This is a genomic window from Glycomyces sp. NPDC021274, assembly GCF_040641195.1.
In the GTDB taxonomy this organism is placed as follows: Bacteria; Actinomycetota; Actinomycetes; order Mycobacteriales; family Micromonosporaceae; genus Glycomyces.
The window spans coordinates 1-1314 of record NZ_JBFADC010000076.1 but is presented as its reverse complement, the minus strand read 5'-3'; the positions used below and the strand labels follow the sequence as shown (position 1 = coordinate 1314).

The 1314-nt window shown below is 71.8% G+C and carries 1 protein-coding gene and 1 pseudogene; one reads left to right on the top strand and one right to left on the bottom strand.

From position 1 onward, the window contains the following. Positions 1–134 (top strand): annotated as a pseudogene (locus tag AB0I03_RS26685) (two-component system sensor kinase); the annotation flags it as partial. A 246-nt stretch (positions 135–380) separates the two neighbouring features. Here the strand turns inward: AB0I03_RS26685 and AB0I03_RS26680 are convergent. Beyond that, on the bottom strand, positions 381–1307 hold the full coding sequence (locus AB0I03_RS26680; protein WP_167390737.1) for an HAD-IIB family hydrolase: 927 nt from the start codon (positions 1305–1307) through the stop codon (positions 381–383). Positions 1308–1314 lie beyond the last annotated feature (7 nt).

The following is a 1314-nucleotide window of genomic DNA, read 5'->3' as shown; positions in this document are numbered from 1 at the left end:
CGCGGGGCGGTCGGCGCAGCGGCCTCAAGAACCTCGCCAAGCGCGCGGAGTCCCTGGGCGGCTCCAGCACCTACGGCCCCGGGCTGGGCGCAGGCGACAAGGGGACGATGGTGACGTGGGAGGCGCCGTTGTGAGGGGAGCGGGGCCTATGGTCGCTCGGGCTTCCGCGTCAGAAGGGCGGCGATCGTCCTGGTCGCCCTTTCAGCGGGTTCCTGTGTCAGGCGCGCCGTGACCCTGCCGGGACTGCACCCCATGTCCACGGCCGATCGCGGGAGTTGGGCGTTTCACGTGAAACATGCGCGGACCGGGGAGGGGTGTGGTTTCACGTGAAACCACGGACCCGTCGAACGGACCGTTCTCCTGCCGCCGTGACGGCAGGCTCAACGCCCCTGGAGAATCCGCTCGATCACGACCGCCACGCCGTCGTCGTTGTTGGATTCCGTGCGGCGCGTGGTGGCCGCCAGTACGTCCGGGTGGGCGTTGGCCATGGCGTACGAGGTGCCGGCCCAGGTGAGCATCTCGATGTCGTTCGGCATGTCGCCGAAGGCGACGACCTCCTCCGGTGAGATCCCGCGTTCCGCGCAGCAGCGGGCGAGGGTGCCGGCCTTGCTGACGCCCAGGCCGCTGATCTCCAGGAGCGCGGTGGGGCTGGACCGGGTGAAGGACGCCAGGTGGCCCGCGGTGGTCCGGGCCAGCGCGAGGAAGGCATCGGGGTCCAGGTCGGGATGGTGCGCGAGCAGCTTGAGCACGGGCTGGTCGGAGGTGCCGGCGTCGCTGTGCGCGCGGGTGACGCCCGCGGTGCCCGGTCCGGGCATATCGGAGTCGGTCGAATACGGACCGTCGGTGCCGGGGCCGTCTGCCGGATCGGGGGCCGGGGACGCGGCGAACCCCTCGGCGAGGAGCTTCTCGGCCGGTGCGATCACCGCGGTCGGGTCGAGGAGGAAGGGCGGGTACTGCGGCTCGTAGTGGATGCCGCCGGTGCGTTCGACGGCGAAGGTGGTGCCGGGGGCCGCGTCACGCAGGGCGTGGACGACGTCGAGCGCCACTCCCTGGTCCAGGGGGCTGACCTCGACGAAGCGGGAGCCCCGGTGCAGATCGACGACGGCCGCGCCGTTCGCGCAGATCGCCAGGCCATGGCCGTGCACATGATCGCTGACCACGTCCATCCAGCGGGCCGGGCGCCCGGTGACGAAGAACACCTCGATGCCCGCTGCCTCCGCGGCGGCGAGCGCGGCGATCGTCCGGTCGGAGACCGTCTTGTCGTCGTGCAGCAGCGTGCCGTCAAGGTCGGTGGCGATAAGCCGGATGGGCCGG